Source organism: Luteimonas lutimaris (assembly GCF_039537065.1).
GTDB classification, from domain to species: domain Bacteria; phylum Pseudomonadota; class Gammaproteobacteria; order Xanthomonadales; family Xanthomonadaceae; genus Luteimonas; species Luteimonas lutimaris.
In genome coordinates, this window is record NZ_BAAAZU010000006.1 from 102,144 (window position 1) to 117,752 (window position 15,609).

The following is a 15,609-nucleotide window of genomic DNA, read 5'->3' on the forward strand; positions in this document are numbered from 1 at the left end:
CAAGCGACAACGAAAAGCTCGCGGCTGAAGCCGCTCCTGCAGGAGAGCGAACATGAAGCTTTGCGGGTTCGACGTCGGCCTCGACCAGCCGATCTTCCTGATCGCCGGTCCCTGCGTGATCGAATCGATGCAACTGCAACTCGACGTTGCCGGCCAGCTCAAGGAGATCACCTCGGCGCTCGGCATCCACTTCATCTTCAAGTCCAGCTTCGACAAGGCCAATCGCACCTCCGGCACCAGCTTCCGCGGCCCCGGCCTGGAAGAGGGCCTGAAGGTGCTGGCCGAGGTGAAGAAGCAGATCGGCGTGCCGGTACTGACCGACGTGCACGAGTACACGCCGATGGACGAGGTGGCCAGCGTCGTCGACGTGCTGCAGACGCCGGCCTTCCTGGTGCGCCAGACCGACTTCATCAGGAAGGTCTGCGCGGCCGGCAAGCCGGTCAACATCAAAAAGGGCCAGTTCCTGTCGCCGTGGGAAATGAAACCGGTGGTCGACAAGGCGAAGTCCACCGGCAATGCCGACATCATGGTCTGCGAGCGCGGCGCCAGCTTCGGCTACAACAACCTGGTCAGCGACATGCGTTCGCTGGCGGTGATGCGCGACACCGGCTGCCCGGTGGTGTTCGACGCCACCCACTCGGTGCAGCTGCCGGGCGGGCAGGGCGGCAGCAGCGGCGGCCAGCGCGAGTTCATCCCGGTGCTGGCGCGCGCCGCGGTGGCGGTCGGGGTCAGCGGCCTGTTCATGGAAACCCATCCGCGCCCGGAAGAAGCGCTCAGCGACGGCCCCAACGCCTGGCCGCTGCCGAAGATGCGCGCGCTGCTCGAAACCCTGCTTGAACTCGACCGCACTACCAAGCAGAGCGGATTCATCGAGATGGCATAGCAGCCCCGGCCGTCATTCCGGCCAGATCGACACGGTTTTTTTGCCCCGGATCAACGCGGATCACACGGATGCGGCAAAACCACTATAAGAAACATTATCCGCGCTCATCCGCGAACTTCACGGCCAGGACTTCTTTCCAACCCAAGTGATACGACCAGACATGACCAGCATCGCCAGGATCCACGCCCGCGAAATCCTCGACTCCCGTGGCAATCCCACGCTCGAAGCCGAAGTCACGCTCGACGATGGCAGCTTCGGCCGTGCGATGGTGCCGTCAGGCGCTTCGACCGGTTCCAAGGAGGCGGTCGAGCTGCGCGACGGAGACAAGACCCGCTACCTCGGCAAGGGCGTGCTCAAGGCCGTGGAGAACGTCAACACCACCATCGCGCAGGCGCTGCAGGGGTTCGACGCCGCCGACCAGACCGCGCTCGACAAGCGCCTGATCGACCTCGACGGCACCGAGAACAAGGGCCGCCTGGGCGCGAATGCGCTGCTGGGCGTGTCGCTGGCGAACGCGCACGCGGTGGCCGCATCGAAGAAGGTCCCGCTGTGGCAACTGCTCGCCGGCGATCGCGCACCGGTGCTGCCGGTGCCGATGATGAACATCATCAACGGCGGCGCGCACGCCGACAACAACGTCGACCTGCAGGAGTTCATGGTCCTGCCGGTGGGCTTCGACTCGTTCTCCGAGGCCCTGCGCGCAGGCGCCGAGATCTTCCATGCGCTCAAGTCCGTGCTCAAGGGACATGGCCTGTCGACCGCAGTTGGTGACGAGGGCGGCTTCGCACCCGACCTGCGCAGCAACGTGGAAGCGCTCGACACCATCCTGGAAGCCATCGGCAGGGCCGGCTACCACGCAGGCGAGGACATCCTGCTCGGGCTCGACGTGGCCTCCAGCGAGTTCCACGACAACGGCAAGTACCACCTGGTTGGCGAGGGCAAGCGCCTGACCAGCGAACAGCTCGTCGACTTCCTCGCCGGCTGGTGCGACGAGTACCCGATCATCACCATCGAGGACGGCATGGGTGAGGACGACTGGGACGGCTGGCAGGGGCTGACCGAACGCCTCGGCGGCAAGGTGCAGCTGGTCGGCGACGACCTGTTCGTCACCAACCCGCGCATCTTCAAGGAAGGCATCGAGCGCGGCGTGGGCAACGCGATCCTCATCAAGGTCAACCAGATCGGCACCCTGAGCGAAACCCTGGAAGCCATCGCGATGGCCGATGCGGCCAACTACGCGGCGGTGATCTCGCATCGCTCCGGCGAAACCGAGGACACCACCATTGCCGACATCGCCGTGGCCACCACCGCCACCCAGATCAAGACCGGCTCGCTGAGCCGCAGCGACCGCGTGGCCAAGTACAACCAGCTGCTGCGCATCGAACAGGCGCTGGGTGCGGGTGCGCGCTACGCCGGCCGCGATGCGTTCGTGTCGCTGAAGCGCTGACGGGCTCCCGCCGATGCGCATGCTGCGGATCACGGCGCTGGTACTGATCGCGCTGCTGGCGTGGCTGCAGTACCGCCTGTGGTTCGGGCACGGCGGCGCCGGCGACGTGCGCGTGCTGTCGCAGCAGGTCCACGGCCAGGAGCGCGACAACGAAGGGTTGAAGCAGCGCAACGACGCGCTGGCCGCGGAAGTGGCCGAACTCAAGAGCGAGGACGGTGGCGCCGCCGTCGAGGAAAGAGCGCGCAGCGAGCTGGGCATGATCAAGCCGGGCGAGACGTTCTACCGCGTCGTCGAGACGCAGCCCGCGCCGCCGCCGGCCACGCCGGACGCGCCGGCGCCGGAGGGCGGCCAGTGACGCCGGACCAGGTCCGCGGCCTCTGGGCCGTGGTTCCCGCCGCCGGGCGCGGCGCGCGCTTCGGCGGCGACGTGCCCAAGCAGTACCTGGAAGTCGGCGGCGAACCGCTGCTGGCGCACGCCCTGCGCGCCCTGTTCGCACATGCCGCGGTAAGCGGCGCGGTGGTGGTGCTGGCCGAAGGCGACGGACGCTGGCCCGGCTGGAACGAGTTCGCCGGCAAGCCGCTGCGCACCTGCGCGGGCGGCGACTCGCGCGCGGACTCGGTGCTGGCGGGCCTTGCGGCACTGCCCGACGACGTGCGCGCGGACGACTTCGTGCTGGTGCACGATGCGGCGCGCCCGAACCTCGGGGTCGACGACCTCGGCCAGCTGCTCGAGCGCGGCCGCAACGATCCGGTCGGCGCAATCCTCGCCGCGCCGGTGCGCGACACCCTCAAGCGCGCCGGTGACGACGGTGGCATCGACCGCACCGAACCGCGCGAGCGCCTGTGGCGCGCGCTGACGCCACAGCTGTTCCGTCGCCTGCAGCTGTCGCGCGCGCTGGAAAATGCGCGCGACGCCGGTATCGCGATCACCGACGAGTCGATGGCGATGGAGCGCCAGGGCCTGCGTCCGCTGCTGGTCGAGGGCGCGGAGGACAACATCAAGGTCACGACGCCGGCGGACCTGGCGTATTTCGAGTTCCTGCTGCAGCGCAAGGAGCGGCATCCGGCATGAGTATCCGCATCGGCCTCGGCTACGATGTCCACGCATTCGGCGATGGCGACCACGTCATGCTCGGCGGCGTGCGCGTGGCGCACGATCGCGGCGTGCTGGCGCACAGCGACGGCGACGTGGTGCTGCACGCGCTGTGCGATGCGATGCTCGGCGCGCTGGCGCTGGGCGACATCGGCCGCCACTTCCCGCCGTCGGATCCGCGCTGGAAGGATGCCGACAGCCGCGCCTTCGTCCGCCACTGTGCCGACCTGCTGCGCGAACGCGGCTGGAAGCTCGGCAATGCCGACGTCACCGTGGTCTGCGAACGCCCGAAGGTCGGTCCGCACGCGGACGCGATGCGCAGGCTGATCGCGCAGGACACCGGCGTCGAAGTCGATGCGGTCAGCGTCAAGGCCACCACCAGCGAGACGCTGGGCTTCACCGGCCGCGGTGAGGGCATCGCCGCGCAGGCCGCCTGCCTGCTCGTACGCGATGCGCCCTGAGGGCGCAGGCGCGCGGGACCGCGCGTGACTGCCATCGACCTGCCGCGCGCGCACGGCCCGGCGGTGCTGTCGGCCACGATCCGCGGCGTGCCCGAGGATTTCCAGGTCGAGGAAATCGACGCCTTCGCACCGAGCGGCGCCGGCGAGCACCTGCTGCTGACGATCGAGAAGCGCGGCATGAACACCGCCTTCGCCGCCAGGCTGCTCGCGCAGTGGGCCGGTGTTGGCGAGGCGGCGATCGGCTACGCCGGTCTCAAGGACCGCCACGCCCTGACCCGGCAGCGCTTCAGCGTGCAGCTGCCCGGGCGCGACGCACCCGATACCGCAGCACTGGAGGCCGCGGCGGCCGCATCCGGAGCGGGGCAGGCGCTGCGCGTGCTCGACCAGGCGCGCCACGCAAGGAAACTGCCGCGCGGGGCACTGGCCGGCAACCGCTTCCGGCTGGTGCTGCGCGAGGTGCTGGGCGGGCGTGACGCGATCGACGCGCGCCTGCGCGACATCGCCGGCCACGGCGTGCCGAACTATTTCGGCGAACAGCGCTTCGGCCGCGACGGCGCGAACGTCGCCAACGCGCTGGCGATGTTCGGCGGCCGGCGCGTCGCCCGTACCCAGCGCACCCACCTGCTGTCCGCCGCGCGTTCGGCACTGTTCAACCGGGTGCTGGCCGCGCGCGTGCGCGACGGCTCGTGGAACCGGGGGCTGGAAGGCGAGGTCTGGATGCTGGATGGCAGTCGCAGCGTGTTCGGTCCGGAGGACTGGAGCGAGGCGCTGGGCGAACGCCTGGACCGCTTCGACATCCATCCCACCGGTCCGCTGTGGGGACGCGGTGCGCTGCGTTCGACCGGTGACGCGCGGCGGGTGGAGGAAGACGCGCTCGCAGATGAGCAGTCATCGGCCCTGCGCGCCGGGCTTGAGGCGGCCGGCCTGCGCCAGGAGCGCCGTGCGACGCGGCTGCGCCCCGATGGGCTCGGGTGGGAGTGGATGGACGGCGACGCGCTGGTGCTCGAATTCAGCCTGCCGCCCGGCGCCTACGCGACCACCGTGCTCGCGGCGCTGGGCGAGGTGCGCGAGCCTGCCTGAGCCCGCCCGGCGACCGTTCGTCGGAAATGCAATGCCTGCACTGGCAGCCCCGATGCCGCGGGTATACACCCGACGTGGGTGCCCGGCATGGTGCCGGTGTCGCCCGCGACAACCATCAGGAGACCGCCATGAACGCCAGTCTTCGGATCTTCATCCTCGCCCTGTGCGCTTTCGGCCTGGCCGCCTGTGCGGGCACGCAGGATCGTACGGCTTACGCGCCGCCCGGGCAGGTCGGATCCGCCCCGGTCAATACCGGCTACGTAAGCAACGTCGAGCGGATGGCCCGCGCGCAGGGGATCAAGGTCACCTGGGTCAACATGCCGGTGAAGCGGTCCGCGCAGGCGGACACCAGCACTGACGACCTCTAGCCCCGCGGCCTAGCGCTGGCGGCCGGCCGACGCCAGCAGCACGAGCACCGCGCCGCCGCCGCCCTGCGCGGCGGGCGCGGAATGGAACGCCAGTACGTCCGCGCGCTGGCGCAGCCGCCGGTCGACCAGGTTCTTCAGCGGCGGGATGCGGCTGTCCGAGTGCAGCCCCTTGCCGTGGATGACACGCACGCAGGCCAGGCCGGCGTCGCGTGCCTCCTTCAGGAATCCGCGCAGCAGCGCCTCGGCCTGGGCGCTGTCGGCATGGTGCAGGTCGAGTTCCTCCTGCACCGCGTACTCGCCGCGCGCCAGCCGCCGCAGCACCCGCGGCGGCACTTCGTCGCGGCGGTAGCGCAGCACGTCCCCGGTTTCCAGCGCCCCCGCGTCGAGCATGCGCTGGAATTCGCTGCGTGCCTCGTCCTCGTCGCGCCGGGCCATGCGCGGCACCGGGCGCGGCTTCGGCGCGGCGGGCGGCGGCGGGGCCGCGGGCAGTTCGCGCACCGGGCCAACCGCGCTGCGGAACAGCGCGGCATCGTCGTCCGGCGGCGGGCTTGCAGGCGGTTCGCGGCGCTTGCTCATCGGCCAAGCCTAGCGTCGCATCGCGCGGCCTGCACGGCCGGCCGGTGGCCCGTGTGCATCCGCTATCATGGTGCGCATTGCACGGCGACGGGGCACGGAAAGAGGTTCATGCGCGTACTGGTGAGCAACGATGATGGCGTGGATGCGCCCGGCATCCGGATCCTGGCCGAAGGGTTGCGCGCAGCGGGCCATGAAGTGCTGATCGTCGCCCCGGACCGCGACCGGTCCGGCGCCAGCAACTCGCTGACGCTCGACGCGCCGGTGCGGGTGGTTCAGGTCGACGACGCCACCTGGCGCGTCCACGGCACGCCCACCGACTGCGTCCACGTCGCCATCACCGGGATGCTGGAGGACGAGCCGGACATCGTGGTCTCGGGCATCAACAACGCCGCCAACCTCGGCGACGACGTGATCTATTCCGGCACCGTGGCCGCGGCGATGGAGGGGCGCTTCCTCGGCCTGCCCGCGGTGGCGGTGTCGCTGGTCACCGCCGACCACGCTGGCCGCCACTACGAAACCGCCGCGCGTGCCGCGGTGGAGATCGTCGCGCGGCTGGCCGCCGACCCGCTGCCGGCCGATACCATCCTCAACGTCAACGTGCCGGACCTGCCGTGGGAAGAGGTGGCCGGGTTCGAGGTCGCGCGCCTGGGCAACCGCCACCGCTCCGAGCCCTGCGTGCCGCAGCAGGACCCGCGTGGCCGCGACTGGTGGTGGATCGGCCCGGCCGGCCCGGAGCTCGACAGTGGCGCCGGCACCGATTTCCACGCCGTGCGCACCGGCCACATCTCGATCACGCCGATCAACGTCGATCTCACGCGCTACCAGGCGCTGGAGCAGGTCGCCAGCTGGGTCGATGGCCTGGCCAGCGAACTGCGCGGGGAAGCGGCATGACCGCGCGCATGCGCTTGCATCCGGAGGCGATCGGGGTCGGCATGACCTCGCAGCGGGTGCGCGACCGCCTGATCGGCCGCCTGCGCGACAACGGCATCGTCGACGAGCGCGTGCTCAACGCCATCCGCACCGTGCCGCGGCACCTGTTCGTCGACGAGGCACTGGCGACCCGCGCCTACGAGGACACCGCGCTGCCGATCGGCCACGGGCAGACGATCTCCCAGCCCTGGGTGGTGGCGAAGATGACCGAGGCGCTGTTCGCCAACGGCGCGCAGCCGAAGAAGGTGCTGGAGGTGGGCACCGGTTCCGGCTACCAGGCCACGATCCTGGCCGCGCTGGGGTTGGAGGTGCACACGGTCGAGCGCATCGGCGAACTGCTGCGCACAGCGCGCAAGCGATTCCGCGCGCTGGGGTTCAACGTCCGCAGCAAACACGACGACGGCCGCATCGGCTGGCCGGAAAACGGCCCCTTCGATGGCATCGTGGTCACCGCCGGCGCGCCGGCGCTGGTCGACGCATTGACCGACCAGCTCGCCCCCGGTGGCACGCTGGTGGCGCCGGTCGGCGCCAGTGGCGCGCAGTCGCTGCTGTGCCTGCGCAGGGAGGCGGACGGGACGCTCAGCCGGGCCGAACTGGGGCCGGTGGTGTTCGTGCCGCTGCTGTCCGGCATGATCGACTGACGATGCCACCGCCCCTTTCCGGATCCGCGCGTGCCTGCACCGCGTCCGCCTGCCGCAAGCGGGCAGGGGCGGGCGGGCGCCGTGCAGTCGCTGCCCCAGCGATGGCGCTCCATCGCCGGGGGGCGTTTTCTTGAAGCTGTTCGCACCGCTCTACGAGCGCACGCTCGAACTCGCGCGCCATCGCCGTGCGCCGGCGATGCTCACCGGGCTGAGCTTCATCGAGGCGATCTTCTTCCCGGTGATGCCGGAGGTAATGCTGGCGCCCATGTGCCTGTCGCAGCCGCGGCGCGGGTTCTGGTTCGCCACGCTGAGCCTGGCCGGGTCGCTGGCCGGGGCGCTGGTGGGCTACATGCTCGGCCACTACGCCTATGAACTGGTCCGCCCGCTGCTGGCCGCGCTGGGCTGGATCGACCGCATCGACGCCGAGGTCGCGGCGTTGCGCGAGGTGGTGGCGCACTCGCCATGGAAGGCCTTCTGGCTGCTGGTGCTGGCGGGCTTTTCGCCCATCCCGCTGAAGATCTTCACCTGGGCTTCGGGCGTGGTCGGCGTGCCCTTGCTACCCTTTGTCGCGAGCATGGCGGTCGGGCGCGGCAAGCGCGTGTACCTGGTCGCGCTGGCCATCCGCCTGGGCGGCGAGCGCGCCGAACGCGCGCTGCACCGCTACATCGAGCCGGTTGGCTGGGCCGCCCTGGTCCTGCTCGTGGCCGGCATCGGCTACGTTGCGTTCAGGGCCCATGCGGCATGAAGCATTTGGAGATGGACATCGGAAACTGCGGGAAACAGATGATGTTGCGTGCAATCCTGATCACGGCCTGCGCCTGCCTGCTGGCCGCCTGTTCCAGTACCGTCGTGCGCGAAGGCGGCACGCGGGCGTCGACCCCGAAGTACGGCGCCACCGTCGTGGTCAAGCGCGGCGACAACCTGTACCGGATCGCGACCAACAACGGCATCAGCACGCTGGACCTGGCGACCTGGAACAACATCCCGCCGCCGTACACCATCTACCCGGGCCAGCGCCTGCGGCTGTACCCGGCGGACGGGCGCCGCACGGCTTCGACGTCGTCGCGCCCCGCTGCCGGCGCCTCCGGTCCGAAGACGACGACTTCCACCAGGCCTGCGGCCACGACGACACCCGCGCCGGCCGCGTCGAAGCCCGCCGCCAGCCCGTTCACCTGGCGCTGGCCCACCGACGGCCAGCTGGTGGGCACCTATGCCGCCGGCGACCCGACCCGGCAAGGCATCGACATTGCCGGCAAGCTCGGCCAGCCGGTGCGCGCGGTGGCGGACGGGGTCGTGGTGTATTCGGGCTCCGGCCTGGTAGGCTACGGCGAGCTGGTCATCGTCAAGCACAACGACGAATGGCTCTCGGCCTACGGCCACAACCGGGCGCGGCTGGTCAACGAGGGCCAGGTGGTGAAGGCCGGCCAGCAGATCGCCGAGATGGGCCACAGCGGCGCCTCGCGCGACATGCTGCACTTCGAGATCCGTTACAACGGCAAGCCCGTCGACCCCTTGGCATATTTGCCCAGGCGCTGAAGAGCAGGGCCGGCGCCTGCGACCTCGCAGGCGCGGCTCCAGTCGCGAGCTCCTGGGCTTTGCGCCCGCCCGCGAACGCGGAAAAGACCGCGGCTCGCAGTGATGCCGACGCTCGGACCTGTCCCTGCCTTCGCAAGCGAGGAGCTAAAAGCTCGCGGCTGAAGCCGCGCCTGCCGGACGCTGTTGCAGGCCTCAGGCTCGCAGCACGAACCCCGCCGCCACCCGCCTGCCTTCGCTTGCGAGCACGTTGAACGTGCGCGCGGCGGCGGCGTTGGTCATCGTTTCCAGACCGATGCCGCGCGACAGGCAGGCGGCCATCGTGGCCGGCGGCGGGAACGCCTGGGCGCCGCCGCTGCCGAGCAGGACCAGTTCGGGCTGGAGGTCGAACAGCGGCTGCAGGTCGTCCGGTGCCAGCGTGGTGACGTCATCGACCGGCCAGTCCTCGACCAGTGTGTTCGGCGAGATGACGAAACTGCGCTCCAGCTTGCGCTCGTTCACAAGCGCGGACGTGCCGTCGGCACCGCGCAGGAAGAAATCGTAATCGGGGCGTTCGAGGGTGAGTTGCATGGAGCTGTGGCGCGCTAGTCCCGGTTCCTCGGCAACACGATCCGCCGCTGCTCGGGATTGGGCCGGTACAGGATGGCGACATGGCCGATGCGCTGGACCAGGGCGGCATCGGTGCGCGCGGCGAGGTCGGCGATGATCGCGTCGCGCGCGTCGCGGTCCTCGGCGGCGACCTTCACCTTGATCAGTTCGTGGTGTTCGAGCGCGCCGGATACCTCCGCGACCACCGCATCGGTAATGCCCTTGCCGCCCACCTGCAGCATGGCCTTGAGGTCATGCGCCTGTCCGCGCAGGAAACGGTTCTGGACCGCGGTCAGGACGGTTGGCATGCGCTGGATCAAGTCGGGAAGGGGACGCGCAGGGTATCATGGCGGCCCGCAACGCCCTGATTTTGCGGGCACTTCCCCACCGCAGGCCCGCCTCCTCCATGGCCACCCGCAGCAAGAGCAGCCAGCGCTGGCTGAAGGAGCACTTCTCCGATCCCTACGTCAAGAAGGCGCAGGCGGAAGGCTTGCGCTCGCGCGCGGCCTACAAGCTGGAGGAGCTCGTCGAGCGCGACCGCCTGCTGCGCCCCGGCATGGTGGTCGTGGACCTGGGCGCCGCCCCCGGCGGCTGGTCGCAGTGGGTCCGGCAGGCCCTGGGCGACGCCGGGCGGGTGCTGGCGCTGGACATCCTGGACATGCCGCCGCTGGCCGGCGTGGAGTTCCTTCATGGGGATTTCAGGGAGGATGACGTCCTATCGAGGCTGGAAGCCGCGCTGGAAGGGGCCGAAGTCGACCTTGTCCTGTCCGACATGGCCCCCAATAAGAGTGGTGTGGATGCCGTCGACCTGCCGCGGGCCATGCATCTGGCGGAACTGGCGATGGATTTCGCCGACCACCACCTGCGGACCGGCGGCGCGCTGCTGATCAAGCTGTTCCAGGGCGTGGGATTCGACGAGTACGTGCGGGAGCTGCGGCGGCGCTACGCCAAGGTGGCGATCCGCAAGCCGGCCGCCTCGCGCAAGCGTTCGCCGGAAGTCTATGCGCTGGCGCAGGGCAAGCTGGCCCAAATCAAGTAATGTTGGCGGCGTTGCCGCGGAGCGGAATCGAATGAGTGACCTGGTGAAAAATCTGATGCTTTGGGTGGTCGTCGCCGTCGTGCTGATGGTGGTGTTCCAGAGCTTCAGCCCGAAGACCGCCGGCAGCGACGAGATCATCTACTCGCAGTTCATCACCGACGTCCGCAACGACCGGGTCAAGGAAGTGGACATCGCCAGCGACGAACGCTCGATCAAGTTCACCCGCGCCGACGGCAGCAAGGGCATCACCACGGCGCCGCGCCGCGACGAGCGCCTGATCGACGACCTGCTGCGCCACGACGTCTCGATCAAGCAGGCGCCGCCCGAGTCGGGCGTGACCATCTGGGCGCTGCTGATCAACTTCCTGCCGGTACTGCTGATCATCGGTTTCTGGTTCTTCATGATGCGGCAGATGCAGCAGGGCGGCAGCAAGGGCGCGATGTCCTTCGGCCGCTCGCGCGCCAAGCTGCTCAACGAGGACCAGACCAAGGTCACCTTCGCCGACGTCGCCGGCTGCGACGAGGCCAAGGAAGAAGTCTCCGAACTGGTCGAGTTCCTGCGCGACCCGACCAAGTTCCAGAAGCTCGGCGGCAAGATCCCGCGCGGCGTGCTGATGGTCGGCCCGCCCGGCACCGGCAAGACGCTGCTGGCCAAGGCCATCGCCGGCGAGGCCAAGGTGCCGTTCTTCTCGATTTCCGGTTCCGACTTCGTCGAGATGTTCGTCGGCGTCGGCGCCAGCCGCGTGCGCGACATGTTCGAGCAGGGCAAGAAGCACGCGCCGTGCATCATCTTCATCGACGAGATCGATGCGGTCGGCCGCCATCGCGGCGCCGGCCTGGGCGGCGGCCACGACGAGCGCGAGCAGACGCTCAACCAGCTGCTGGTCGAGATGGACGGGTTCGAGGGCGGCGAGGGCGTGATCGTGGTGGCGGCGACCAACCGCCCCGACGTGCTCGATCCGGCACTGCTGCGCCCGGGCCGCTTCGACCGCCAGGTCGTGGTCGGCCTGCCCGACGTCAAGGGCCGCGAACAGATCCTGCAGGTGCACATGCGCAAGGTGCCGCTGTCGGACAACGTCGAGCCGATGATCGTCGCTCGCGGCACGCCCGGCTTCTCCGGCGCGGACTTGGCCAACCTGGTCAACGAGGCGGCGCTGTTCGCCGCGCGCGAGAACGCGAAGGAAGTCCGCATGGACCACTTCGACAAGGCGCGCGACAAGATCATGATGGGCGCCGAGCGCCGCTCGATGGCGATGAGCGAGGACGAAAAGACGCTGACCGCCTACCACGAGGCCGGCCACGCCATCGTCGGCCGCCTGGTGCCCGAGCACGACCCGGTCTACAAGGTCACCATCATCCCGCGCGGCCGCGCGCTGGGCGTGACCATGTACCTGCCCGAGGGCGACAAGTACAGCTACAACCGCACCGCGATCGAATCGCAGCTGTGCTCGCTGTACGGCGGACGCGTGGCCGAGGAGCTGATCTTCGGCGACGACAAGGTCACCACCGGCGCGTCCAACGACATCGAGCGTGCGACCAAGATGGCACGCAACATGGTCACCAAGTGGGGCCTGTCGGACGAGCTGGGCCCGATCGCCTACGGCGAGGAGGACGACGAGGTATTCCTCGGCCGTTCGGTCACCCAGCACAAGAGCGTGTCCGACGATACCGCGCGGCGCATCGACGAGGTCGTGCGCGGGATCCTCGACAAGGCCTACGGCCGGACCACGAAGATCCTCACCGACAACCTGGACAAGCTGCACGCGATGGCCAAGCTGTTGCTCGAGTACGAAACCATCGACGTGCCGCAGATCGACGCGATCATGGAAGGGCGCGACCCGCCGCCGCCGATGGGCTGGACGCAGGGCGGTCCGGCGCGCGAGGAGCCGAAGAAGATCACCATCGGCGGGCCTGCGGCGCAGACCTGATCCGGCACCTATGCAATGCCTCGAAGGCCGGAGCCCGCTCCGGCCTTCGCTTTTTTGCGTGCTCCGGTAGGAGCGGCCTCAGCCGCGAGCTTTTGTCTTTGGCCCCTCCGCTGGCCCTCGCAGGGGGAGCTAAAAACTCGCGGCCGAAGCCGCTCCCGCAACGGCGCGGGCAGCAGCGCCGTCACATCCACGTGCCCCGCGCGTCCCTGTCAGTGGATAATCAAGGGCATGAGGAGCATCGCCATGAAGATTTCCTGCCGCGGCGCCGCGGGCTGGGGTTTGCCGCTGGGTATTGCGATCGGGGCCGCGATGGGCTCGGCCACGGGACAGATGGGGCTGTGGCTGGGCATCGGCGTCGCCATCGGCGTTGCGTTGTCGCAGGCCGGGAAGAAACGCTGATGTTCGACACCGTCGCCACGCTCGACTGCAACGGCCGCGTGCTGCGGCTGGATCGCCCGCGGGTGATGGGGATCGTCAACGTCACCCCGGATTCGTTCTCCGACGGCGGCGAGCACGCCACCACCGACGCGGCCGTCGCGCACGGCCTGAAGCTGGCGGAGGAGGGCGCCGACATCCTCGATGTCGGCGGCGAGTCCACCCGTCCCGGCGCCGACGACGTGCCGCTGGAGGAAGAGCTGCGGCGCGTGGTGCCCGTCATCGAGCGCCTGGTGAAGGACACCAGCCTGCCGGTCAGCGTCGACACCTCGCACCCGGAGGTGATGCGCGCCGCGGTGGCCGCGGGCGCGGGCATGGTCAACGACGTCTACGCGCTGCGCCGGGAAGGCGCGCTCGAGGCGGCGGCGGAACTGGGCGTGCCGGCAGTGCTGATGCACATGCTCGGGCAGCCGCGTTCGATGCAGGATGATCCGCGCTACGACGACGTCGTCGCCGACGTGCACCGGTTCCTGGCCGAGCGCATCTTCGCCGCCGAGATGGCGGGCATCGACAGGAAGCGGCTGGTGGTCGATCCGGGTTTCGGTTTCGGCAAGAACCGCGACCACAACCTGGCGCTGCTCGCGCAGCTGCAGCGCTTCACCGAACTCGGCGTGCCGGTGCTGGCGGGGCTGTCGCGCAAGAAGACCATCGGCGAGCTCACCGGCCGCGAAGCCCCGCGCGATCGCGGCCACGGTTCGGTCGCCGCGCACCTGATCGCGGCCCAGCGCGGGGCGATGCTGCTGCGCGTGCACGACGTGGCCGCCACCGTCGACGCGCTGGCGGTGTGGAACGCGGTCGACGCCGTGCCGATGCCGCGCATCGAGGCGAAACCGGCGATCCGCTGGCCCGACGACGACTGACCCGTGCACGCCCGCGCGACGGGCTGGCGAATCATTCGCCGGCCGCCGCGCAGCCGCGGCACGACGGGCTTCGCGCCACTTGTCCACAAGCTTGGTCCCCGGGTTGTCCACAGCCTCTGTGGACAACCCGGGGCTGAAAGCGCCTGTCCATGTGCGTTAGGCTGGCCCATTCGCGCGCCGCCGCGGCAGCGCCCATTCGCACGGAATCAAGGGGAAACCATCACCCATGACAGCCAGCACACCGCTCCTGGTCACGTTCTCGATCTACCTGTTCGTCGTCGTCATGATCGGCTTCATCGCGTGGAAGTCGACCAAGGACTTCGACGACTACATCCTCGGCGGGCGTTCGCTCGGGCCGTGGGTGGTGGCGCTGGCCGCCGGTGCGTCGGACATGAGCGGCTGGCTGCTGATGGGCCTGCCGGGCGCGCTGTACCTGGGCGGCGTGTCCGAGAGCTGGATCGCGATCGGCCTGATCCTCGGCGCGTTCGCCAACTGGCGCTGGGTGGCCGGGCCGCTGCGCATCTATACCGAGCGCGCCGGCGATTCATTGACCATCCCGGACTACTTCACCAACCGCTTCGCCGACCACGACCGCCTGCTGCGGGTGCTGTCGGCGATCGTGATTCTGGTGTTCTTCGCGGTGTACTGCGCCTCGGGCGTGGTGGCCGGCGCGCGGCTGTTCGAGAGCGTGTTCGGGCTGCCCTACGAGCAGGCGCTGTGGTGGGGCGCGGCCGCGACCATCATCTACACCCTGGTCGGCGGCTTCCTCGCCGTCAGCTGGACCGACACCCTGCAGGCCAGCCTGATGTTCTTCGCGCTGCTGCTGGCGCCGAGCATCATCCTGATGAACAATGGCGGCTTCGAGGCCGCCGTCGGCGTGATCCGCGAGTTCGACGCATCCCGGCTCGACTGGTTCGGCAGCGGCACGGTCGGCCTGGTCGGCGTGGTGTCCGCGCTGGCCTGGGGCCTGGGCTACTTCGGCCAGCCGCACATCCTCGCGCGCTTCATGGCCGCCGACCGCGTCGAGAACATCCCCACCGCGCGCCGCGTCGGCATGACCTGGATGATCCTGTGCCTGGCCGGCTCGCTGGGCGTGGGCTTCTTCGGCATCGCCTATTTCGCCAACCATCCGGAGGCGGCCGGCGCCGTCGACGCCAACTCCGAGCGCGTGTTCATCGAACTGGCCAGCCTGCTGTTCAACCCGTGGATCGCGGGCGTGCTGCTGTCGGCGATCCTCGCCGCGGTGATGAGCACGCTGTCGTGCCAGTTGCTGGTGTGCTCCAGCGTGATGACCGAGGACTTCTACCGCGGGTTCCTGCGCAAGGACGCCAGCCAGAAGGAGCTGGTCTGGGTCGGCCGGCTGTCGGTGGCACTGATCGCGCTGCTGGCACTGTGGCTGGCGCGCGACCCCGACAGCAAGGTCCTGGGGCTGGTGAGCTACGCCTGGGCCGGGTTCGGCGCCGCGTTCGGCCCGGTGGTGATCCTGTCCCTGTTCTGGCAGCGCATGACCCGCAATGGCGCGCTGGCCGGCATCATCGTGGGCGCCGCGACGGTGATCGCGTGGAAGCTCGTCGCGGTCGACCGGCTGGGCTCGGGCCTGTACGAGATGGTGCCGGGCTTCATCGCCGCGACCGCGGCGATCGTGGTGGTCAGCCGCCTTGGCCGCGAGCCGCCGGCGGAGGTCCAGTCCGTCCACCAGCAGGTGCGCGCCTCGCTGCGCGAAACCGGCTACTGATGCCGCGCTAGTCC

Annotated in this window: 19 protein-coding genes; 16 read left to right on the forward strand and 3 right to left on the reverse strand. The window is 69.7% G+C overall.

Annotated features, from left to right (window positions below; all coding sequences use genetic code 11):
- Positions 1-52: 52 nt before the first annotated feature.
- From kdsA to ABD679_RS06970, 7 genes are all read left to right on the forward strand, one after another.
- On the forward strand, positions 53-883 hold the full coding sequence (kdsA, locus tag ABD679_RS06940; RefSeq protein WP_344759240.1) for a 3-deoxy-8-phosphooctulonate synthase: 831 nt from the start codon (positions 53-55) through the stop codon (positions 881-883).
- A 160-nt stretch (positions 884-1,043) separates the two neighbouring features.
- Positions 1,044-2,330: a phosphopyruvate hydratase gene (gene eno / locus ABD679_RS06945; protein ID WP_344759241.1), complete on the forward strand. Its 1,287-nt coding sequence runs from the start codon at positions 1,044-1,046 to the stop codon at positions 2,328-2,330.
- Positions 2,331-2,343: 13 nt separating this feature from the next.
- Complete coding sequence (gene ftsB / locus ABD679_RS06950) at positions 2,344-2,685, forward strand: cell division protein FtsB (protein WP_344759242.1); 342 nt, start codon at positions 2,344-2,346, stop codon at positions 2,683-2,685.
- Positions 2,682-3,401 carry a 2-C-methyl-D-erythritol 4-phosphate cytidylyltransferase gene (gene ispD, locus ABD679_RS06955; protein WP_344759243.1) on the forward strand — a complete coding sequence of 240 codons (720 nt, stop codon included), beginning with the start codon at positions 2,682-2,684 and terminating at the stop codon, positions 3,399-3,401. Before ftsB ends, ispD begins: the two co-directional genes overlap by 4 nt.
- Positions 3,398-3,883 (forward strand): 2-C-methyl-D-erythritol 2,4-cyclodiphosphate synthase, encoded by a 486-nt coding sequence (gene ispF / locus ABD679_RS06960; RefSeq protein WP_344759244.1) that lies wholly within the window; start codon positions 3,398-3,400, stop codon positions 3,881-3,883. The genes ispD and ispF overlap by 4 nt, the downstream gene beginning before the upstream one ends.
- Before the next feature lie 24 nt (positions 3,884-3,907).
- Positions 3,908-4,963 carry a tRNA pseudouridine(13) synthase TruD gene (truD, locus tag ABD679_RS06965; RefSeq protein ID WP_344759245.1) on the forward strand — a complete coding sequence of 352 codons (1,056 nt, stop codon included), beginning with the start codon at positions 3,908-3,910 and terminating at the stop codon, positions 4,961-4,963.
- Positions 4,964-5,091: 128 nt separating this feature from the next.
- Positions 5,092-5,331 (forward strand): hypothetical protein, encoded by a 240-nt coding sequence (locus ABD679_RS06970; RefSeq protein ID WP_344759246.1) that lies wholly within the window; start codon positions 5,092-5,094, stop codon positions 5,329-5,331.
- A 9-nt stretch (positions 5,332-5,340) separates the two neighbouring features.
- Here the strand turns inward: ABD679_RS06970 and ABD679_RS06975 are convergent, their stop codons facing one another.
- Entirely contained in the window at positions 5,341-5,907 is a 567-nt protein-coding gene (locus ABD679_RS06975; protein ID WP_344759247.1) for a Smr/MutS family protein, read from the reverse strand.
- Between the two features lie 108 nt (positions 5,908-6,015).
- Between ABD679_RS06975 and surE the strand changes: the two genes are divergently transcribed.
- The 4 genes from surE to ABD679_RS06995 all read left to right on the forward strand — a co-directional run bounded on the left by surE (position 6,016) and on the right by ABD679_RS06995 (position 9,014).
- Positions 6,016-6,798, forward strand: coding sequence for a 5'/3'-nucleotidase SurE (gene surE / locus ABD679_RS06980; RefSeq protein WP_344759248.1), 783 nt, complete (start codon positions 6,016-6,018; stop codon positions 6,796-6,798).
- Entirely contained in the window at positions 6,795-7,478 is a 684-nt protein-coding gene (locus ABD679_RS06985; RefSeq protein WP_344759249.1) for a protein-L-isoaspartate(D-aspartate) O-methyltransferase, read from the forward strand. Before surE ends, ABD679_RS06985 begins: the two co-directional genes overlap by 4 nt.
- Positions 7,479-7,608: 130 nt before the next feature.
- A complete protein-coding gene (locus ABD679_RS06990) occupies positions 7,609-8,223 on the forward strand; it encodes a YqaA family protein (protein ID WP_344759250.1) in 615 nt (204 codons plus the stop codon).
- Positions 8,224-8,261: 38 nt separating this feature from the next.
- A complete protein-coding gene (locus ABD679_RS06995; RefSeq protein ID WP_425561870.1) occupies positions 8,262-9,014 on the forward strand; it encodes a peptidoglycan DD-metalloendopeptidase family protein in 753 nt (250 codons plus the stop codon).
- Positions 9,015-9,206: 192 nt separating this feature from the next.
- On the opposite strand, the gene ABD679_RS07000 is transcribed toward ABD679_RS06995, so the two are convergent.
- Together ABD679_RS07000 and yhbY are read right to left on the reverse strand one after the other, a co-directional pair.
- The gene (locus ABD679_RS07000; RefSeq protein WP_344759252.1) at positions 9,207-9,581 is read right to left on the reverse strand and encodes an Mth938-like domain-containing protein; all 375 of its coding nucleotides are present in this window, start codon (positions 9,579-9,581) and stop codon (positions 9,207-9,209) included.
- A gap of 14 nt (positions 9,582-9,595) precedes the next feature.
- Positions 9,596-9,907, reverse strand: a complete 312-nt coding sequence (gene yhbY, locus ABD679_RS07005) for a ribosome assembly RNA-binding protein YhbY (RefSeq protein ID WP_344759253.1) — start codon at positions 9,905-9,907, stop codon at positions 9,596-9,598.
- Positions 9,908-10,005: 98 nt separating this feature from the next.
- Between yhbY and rlmE the strand changes: the two genes are divergently transcribed.
- The 5 genes from rlmE (at position 10,006) to putP (ending at position 15,595) form a co-directional block, all read left to right on the forward strand.
- Positions 10,006-10,638 (forward strand): 23S rRNA (uridine(2552)-2'-O)-methyltransferase RlmE, encoded by a 633-nt coding sequence (rlmE, locus tag ABD679_RS07010; RefSeq protein WP_344759549.1) that lies wholly within the window; start codon positions 10,006-10,008, stop codon positions 10,636-10,638.
- Between the two features lie 31 nt (positions 10,639-10,669).
- A complete protein-coding gene (gene ftsH, locus ABD679_RS07015) occupies positions 10,670-12,565 on the forward strand; it encodes an ATP-dependent zinc metalloprotease FtsH (RefSeq protein WP_344759254.1) in 1,896 nt (631 codons plus the stop codon).
- Between the two features lie 243 nt (positions 12,566-12,808).
- On the forward strand, positions 12,809-12,964 hold the full coding sequence (locus tag ABD679_RS07020; protein WP_344759255.1) for a glycine zipper domain-containing protein: 156 nt from the start codon (positions 12,809-12,811) through the stop codon (positions 12,962-12,964).
- Entirely contained in the window at positions 12,964-13,860 is an 897-nt protein-coding gene (gene folP / locus ABD679_RS07025; protein ID WP_344759256.1) for a dihydropteroate synthase, read from the forward strand. Before ABD679_RS07020 ends, folP begins: the two co-directional genes overlap by 1 nt.
- A 226-nt stretch (positions 13,861-14,086) precedes the next feature.
- On the forward strand, positions 14,087-15,595 hold the full coding sequence (putP, locus tag ABD679_RS07030; RefSeq protein WP_344759257.1) for a sodium/proline symporter PutP: 1,509 nt from the start codon (positions 14,087-14,089) through the stop codon (positions 15,593-15,595).
- The last annotated feature ends 14 nt before the right edge of the window (positions 15,596-15,609 follow it).